Genomic DNA, 6,661 nt, shown 5'->3' with positions numbered 1-6,661 from the left:
GAAGTTGCGGGATATCCGATATGAGAGTACCTGTCTGAGCCCGGAACAACAAAGAGACATGGAACGTGTGCTCGAAGTGCTGGAAGCGGAACGTAAAAACATCGACCTCGACCTGTGGGCATTGCAATGGTTCGAGGAAGAGGACGGGATCAGGCAGTATTTCTTGATGCATGAGAACGGAGAAGACGATCTTCTTGCGACCGTCAACCGAGACGGAGACTGCAGCGTTCGTGACGTGCCCATCGTCCCGACTGAAAGTGATGCATACATCTCGCATATCCCACTGGAAGAAGCCCCCATCCTCTGCGATTACAGAATGGATGAGGTGAAAGACGGCATCGTCTCGGTGAAGGAGGTCGAGACGGTCGAGATGGACCGTCTCTTGCAACTGATCGAAGTCGCATCGATCGATACTGCGGGACTTGTATTGTCTGAAATCTCAAAGGGTGTAGACTATACGGTGTACATCCTGATTCGGTCAGACCAGCAGAAGATCAGACTGTGCCTTTGAACTGCCTGTCTGCCACCTGAATGAGAGACGAACACGGAAGGAGGGAAGACGGATGCTCCATGAACTGAAGATTTGGCCGGAGTATTTCGACATGGTCGATGCCGGCCGGAAGACATTCGAGATTCGACGGGACGATCGCGGATACCAGTCCGGCGATATCCTGTACCTGCGCGAGTATGACCCGGTCGAACAGGCGTACACCGGCCGGGCGTTGTGCCGACGCGTGACATACATGACAGCGTACGCCCAACGGGGCGGCTATGTCGTGATGGCGCTCGGGGATGTCGTCCCGGGCAAGGCCGCCGAACAAACCGTATCTTGACGAGGGGGTGCCGACCGGTGCCCCCTTTTTTTGTGTACAACTCGGAAATGAGGGTATAAAATAAGAACAAATGTTCTTATAATTTCTTGGGAAAGGTGGAGATGGACCATGACGAGATATGTCGACCGGGGCGAGAAGAAATGGGTCCCGTTCCTGATGCCGGAACACAAGGCACTCCTCATCAAATATTATCGAGAGGTGCAGAAAATCGAGATGCCGGATATCGACGACCACCTATTGGACGTGTACGAGCGTGTGCTGAACGACGCGATCTTCTCCGGCGACCGGGTGACGGTGCGGTATGTGACGGACGGGGAGATGCGTCAGTTCCATGGGTTCGTGCATCGGGTCGACTACATGGACCGTGTCGTCGAGTTGGCCAACGAGCGGGACGGGGTGGTTCAGGTGTCGTTCGAAGCGATCGCGTTTGTCGGTCCAGAATGATTCGGGGAGAATGGTAAAAATAGATTGGTATCAACCTTCACGGTTGATTTCTCCATGTTAAAATCGTGGGTGTTCGTTGAATCGAATGAACAGAAAATAAAAAAAGAATTAACTGGAATTAAAAATGGAATCTGTAACATTTCAAAAGGAATGAAATAATTTTTATTTAGATTTACAAGACGAACGACAATTCGATTGTGTTTTTAAAACGGTGGTTTGTCGGTTCAAAGTAATCGGGATATGTTGTTACTGTGAATTTCTAAGCGTATCATACTGAGTAGTACAATTAATTTATCTTTACATGATGGTATAGCAACAGCTAGGCCATTGTTCGTAGGGAAATAGAAAAACAGGGGGAAAACATGATGAGGAAATACGCTTTTTTAGTGGCGTTTGTAATGGCACTCGGTCTTGTTTCGGCTTGCGGTGGTGAGGAAGCAACAACAGAAGAGACTGGTATAGAAGAGGTGGCGGAAGAAGAAGCTGGAATCAAAGCTGATGACGCCTATACATGGTTAAAAGAATCGGGTCTTGTGACTGGTGAAGCAGAAGACGTTACAAGCGAGTTTGAAGGTTCAGAAGGTCTTGTGAAAGCAATCAGAACTCCGGAAGCAGAGATCGTACAGTATGAAACGATCGAACAAGCCAAGAAATATGAGAAGCCGGATTCAACCATTACAATTGTGGTTGATAATATTTACATCTTACTGAAAGCTAACCGGGACAAGGCCGAACATTTTGTAACGGTGCTTGAAAAGAAAGCGCCGTTAAGCGAAGAGGAAATGGCTGCAGTAAAAGATCATCCGTTTGCGGATTCAATGAATGCAGACTTTAACGAATACGTAACAGCTTTCTACAATATTCCGAAAGAGGAACGTTCTCCAGTGTACGATACATATGTGCACAAAAAAGAAGTGACTTGGACGGGAACGGTAGCCGATACAGAAGCTATGGGAGATAGCGTTGTCTTAGTATCTTCTGATGACTATAAAGGACAAGATTGGGCAACAATCAGTACAGATAATAAAGAGCTAATGCCTTATACAATCGTTGTTGAGTTGAAGGATGAAAGTAGTAAAGAGGATATTAAGAATGGCGATAAAGTCAAAGTTAAGGGTGTTGTAGGGGCACGCGGGGACGAAGGGATGCAGGTTAATTGGAAACTGTATGAAGGTGTAATAGTCGATTAATAGGGGGGATATGTATGTTGGAGCATGAGAAACGGTTTGAGCAAGCAATGGCAGACTATCAGGACATGACAGAAGCGACGGTCGTCGGCATGGATTTAGAAAAACAATTTGACGTCTTGAGCAGTCGGGCGAAGGAGATTTCTGAAAAGTACCCATTCATCGACTATCAAGAACGTCAAGATCAACACGGAATGGAATTTATTTTTCGTTTGATTTTTGGTGATGAAAACAGGAAATTAAACGGACAGATTGTAGTCATTCGTTCTGTATTGCATCCTAGAGAGTTTACAATAACTATGAAAATGACAAAAGGTGAACAAGGCCATCAGATTCAAATGAACGTTCATGCTGGTCCTGATGGATTTGCAATCACTTCTAGCGATGAGTCTGGACCAGCAGATAGTCCATTTCTAGGTTTACTTGCGCTGGAATCAAATCGACTTGTATGTGGAAGATTGCTTGATCATTTAGTCATTAGATTGGTTGAGAGTCTGAAAATTGATTGATAAATAGTTGTTTTAAAAACGACCGTTAAAAGAACGAATTTGTTCGTGAGTTCACATAAAATACGAAAGGGCGTCTCGTCGCCCTTTTTGTTTTGGGTACGTTGTCCGTAAACCCGTCTTTTTATCAATGTCTGTTTTCTTCCGTGCTCGACGAGAAAACGGACGGTACTTTTCAAAATCTGCGTCCTTCTGGTAAAATGGCGACAAGGCAGGGAGGCGGTTCCTTGCCCGCATGTTTACAGCTCCTAATTGATTGGTTGTATTGAGAGTTAATTTAGGATGCCCTAGGTCCTGGTCGCGGAAACGATCGGGATCGGACGCCCTCCTCTTCCGAGGGGGCGTCTTTTGTTGCGCTTTCCGAGAACTTTGCTATGCTAGATATATAGGGATTGCTGATCCCTTTCCGAATGCACTGTTTGTCTAATAACCATGGATACCGAGGTATGCCGTTCCTCGATTCCCGAATGTGAGGTCCCCTTATGGGGGCCTCTTTTCGTTTATTCGGTCGAGCGGTCCCGGATCAGCCCGGCCCCGCTTTTACGCCCCATCGGAGAAGGCGCTTTCAAAAAATGACAATCTCGATTTCGTTTTTGGACACCGCATTTCACTGGTTATGTTACATTTTCCTGTGCGACCTGATGGTCGCTTTACATACAAGGAAGTCCACTACATAGGATTTGGAGGGATTCGATGACACATCGAACGAACGACAGACAACACCCACACTGGAGACGATGGCTGAACGGGATCGCCCTCGCCGCATTGGTCGCGACGGCGCTCCCGACATCGGCATCGGCCGAGGGGCTCCCGCCCCACACCGACATGCCGGCCCCGGTAGTCCCGGCACCACGGCTCGTCAACCCGGACTATCCGCAGATGCCGGCCCCGACGGTCGAGGCGCACCTCAGCGCGCCGGACGCGGTGACGGGCCACCTCGACGTGTCCTGGGAGGCAATCCCGGGCGCGGAGAAGTACCAGGTCATCCTGTTCAACGGGGCGTACCACAGCTATTGGGACGTGCCGGCGACGGAGACGTCGTGGACGACGAAAGGAAAGGGCATGTTCCCGACACCGGAACAGCTCCAGACCGGGACGATCGACTACCTGCGCAACGGGTCGGGGATGGAACTCCTCGCCCAACCGTCGCCACTCTATGAGCAGGCATATGAGCAGAAGGGCGGCACCGACTACTCGTTCACGGACAACTACTACGTCCGCCTGACGGCGGTCCATGCGGACGGTGCCCGCCCGATCTCACCTGCGGTGACGGCCCGCATCCCACTCATGGAGCCCGACGAGGAGGAAGTTATCGTGACGGTCGAAGAGATGCAACAGGCGATCGAACAAGAAGGAGCCATGGCGTCAGACATTGAGACCGCCGAGGCATATGATGCCGGGGCATCCTTGTTGGACCCTTTGACAAATCAGGGTGTACTGAGCGACGAGCAGTTCCTCGAATTGAACGAGACCCTCGCAGAGGGTGTCCTCTATGAGGATGAGGAAGAAATAGCCGTCGAGCCATTCGGCACCTTGAACCCTCACGTCGGACGCATCCTCTACATCCCGAGCGCCCGCACCATGGGGGTGGTCGCCCACGGTCATGTCGAGGTCGGATCAGATGAGTACCTTCGTTTCGTCGAGGCGACCAAGGGGACGGGGGTCAAATCGCACTACAATCGATATAAAACCTATGTGGATTCGTTCAAAGGAAGAAAATTGCAGGGCTCAAACTTTGTGCTGAACGTCCACGGATCGACGACGACACAGAAACGGAAGGCCGGCTCCTATGCGGAGAACCAGGTGAACAAGCCGTACAGTATCGCCCCTGGGTTCGGGACGAGCTCGTTCTACTGTTCTGAGCTCGTCTATCGGGCATGGCGTGCCGGTGGGCGTGATGTCGGAAGTATCAACAATCGGTACTGGACCGGTGGCTATGTGTTGCCCTACCACATCTTCATCGATCTAGATACCCGAATCATCGGCAGGTTTTAATGCCGATGAGGAACAGTGTGCTCACGCGATGGGCGGCGTATTTATCCATGGTCCTGTTGTTGGGCGGTTGCGGGTATCCTGAGGAGGGCGAGGTTCGGAATGTGGTCGAACTGTACAACACCGGGATCACGAGCACGGACGACACATTGGTCCGATATGGCGACCAGGAAGTCGAGCTCAAGGACAGTGGCGGGGCTTACACGCTCTATGTGCTGAGGGAAGACCCGGATACCTATTGGGTCCCGACAGGGTCGGGCATCCTCCGGGTCTCGGTCGAGGACGGCGAACTGGATGTCATCCATGACGTCGAGGCGCCAGACGAGATGAATCCGGCCAGCCCGATCACCCAGAACGAGACCCATATCTTCTATGACGGGAACAGCCCGGTCCATCGTGACTCGCACTCGCAATGGTGCCGTGTCCCGAAAGGGAAGACGCAGGCCGACAAGGAATGCTTTGAAACAGGCAGACCGACGATTTATGGATTGACCGCGAGTGAAGATACCGTCTATACACTTAGCACACAAGACTATGGGGAGGATGAGGACTTTCGAGAGAGCATCTACGCCTATGATATGGAAGGGCAGCTTCTCAAAGAATACCCTCTGGATGATTACATCACCAAGTATGGACAGGTCATCTCGCTCCATTACTCGGATGGTGAGGTCTACATGGCCTTCTTCAACCACATCGGGAAGCTCTCGGCGGACGGGGAGATCACGATTTTGCCGTGGCAGGAACTCGGTGTGTTCGTGAACAATGGCATCTTTGCCAGCGATGACGAGGAACTTTTTGTGGTACAGGGAACGATGTATGAAGAAAAGAATCGGATTATAAAAATTGATAAAGAGACCGGCAAAACACAGGCTAGCCCACCGGTGTCAGATATTATCACAAGTCCGATGTTGGAGGATGGAGACATCTGTTTTAATGCATGGACCTCGATCTATCGTCTGAGTGCGGACACGCTTGAGACATCGGAAAAGCATGAGTGGTTCATGAGTAGACCGAAATGGGGACCGCCTGCCGAAATTCTGCCACTTTCAGATTTTGACCCGACACGTGACATTGAGGAAGTCGATAAACAGTGAGGAGGGGATGATGGAGCGATTGTGGTCACTGTACATCCTGAGCGAATATCAGGGCACGCCGAACCGTGACTCGGAGAGGACGTCGAGCTATATCGTCCGGACGCCTGACAGACCGCATCATCAACCCTATGGCCAAGAAAGGACGACGCGTGAGAAGACGCGTCGTCCTTTCGTCTGTCAGTCGAGGAAACGATGATGTTCCGGGATCGTGGCGAACATCGGCTCGGTGTCCTGGTAGGTGCGGACGATCTGGTCCCACGTCTTGTCCAGGAACTTGGCCGTGATCCGTTTCGGATAGGTGCCGGTCCGTTCGATCAACAGGTTCTCGACGACATACGCCTTCCGTTTCCAGTACACGAAGTCCTTGAATGCCTGATTGACCATGCGTTTCAGGTTGTCGGCCGTCTCCCGATCGACGCCTTCCGACATCGAGGCGATGCGGGTGTCGTAGGCGAGGCGATGCAGGTCGTAGGCGTTTCCCCGTGCCCGCCGGACCTCGCCCAGCAGGGCATACAGTTCGTAGGTCGTCAGGTGCTGGAGCTCGCTCGTCGGGCGGTTCGCGTCCTCGAGTGAGACGACCGGCCGGATGAGCCGGCGTCGACGCT

General features: G+C 51.5%; 7 protein-coding genes and 1 pseudogene. 7 read left to right on the top strand and 1 reads right to left on the bottom strand.

The window, feature by feature from the left end; translation table 11 throughout:
* The 7 genes from GVY42_RS16205 to GVY42_RS16175 form a co-directional block, all read left to right on the top strand.
* Positions 1-511: hypothetical protein (locus GVY42_RS16205; RefSeq protein WP_236549008.1), on the top strand; the 511-nt coding region annotated here is incomplete at its 5' end.
* Positions 512-563: 52 nt separating this feature from the next.
* A complete protein-coding gene (locus GVY42_RS16200) occupies positions 564-833 on the top strand; it encodes an ASCH/PUA domain-containing protein (protein WP_159563836.1) in 270 nt (89 codons plus the stop codon).
* 108 nt (positions 834-941) lie between these two features.
* The gene (locus GVY42_RS16195; RefSeq protein ID WP_159563835.1) at positions 942-1,277 is read left to right on the top strand and encodes a YolD-like family protein; all 336 of its coding nucleotides are present in this window, start codon (positions 942-944) and stop codon (positions 1,275-1,277) included.
* 365 nt (positions 1,278-1,642) lie between these two features.
* Entirely contained in the window at positions 1,643-2,467 is an 825-nt protein-coding gene (locus tag GVY42_RS16190; RefSeq protein WP_159563834.1) for a hypothetical protein, read from the top strand.
* A 14-nt stretch (positions 2,468-2,481) separates the two neighbouring features.
* The gene (locus GVY42_RS16185) at positions 2,482-2,973 is read left to right on the top strand and encodes a hypothetical protein (RefSeq protein WP_159563833.1); all 492 of its coding nucleotides are present in this window, start codon (positions 2,482-2,484) and stop codon (positions 2,971-2,973) included.
* Positions 2,974-3,663: 690 nt separating this feature from the next.
* On the top strand, positions 3,664-4,965 hold the full coding sequence (locus tag GVY42_RS16180; protein ID WP_159565729.1) for a hypothetical protein: 1,302 nt from the start codon (positions 3,664-3,666) through the stop codon (positions 4,963-4,965).
* 17 nt (positions 4,966-4,982) lie between these two features.
* Positions 4,983-6,056: a hypothetical protein gene (locus tag GVY42_RS16175; RefSeq protein WP_159563697.1), complete on the top strand. Its 1,074-nt coding sequence runs from the start codon at positions 4,983-4,985 to the stop codon at positions 6,054-6,056.
* 177 nt (positions 6,057-6,233) lie between these two features.
* On the opposite strand, the pseudogene GVY42_RS16165 reads toward GVY42_RS16175, so the two are convergent.
* Positions 6,234-6,661: pseudogene (locus tag GVY42_RS16165) on the bottom strand (hypothetical protein); the annotation flags it as partial.

Origin of the sequence: Exiguobacterium sp. 8A (assembly GCF_902506275.1) — a bacterium.
Classification (GTDB): Bacteria; Bacillota; Bacilli; order Exiguobacteriales; family Exiguobacteriaceae; genus Exiguobacterium; species Exiguobacterium profundum.
This window is presented reverse-complemented; position numbering and strand designations above follow the sequence as displayed.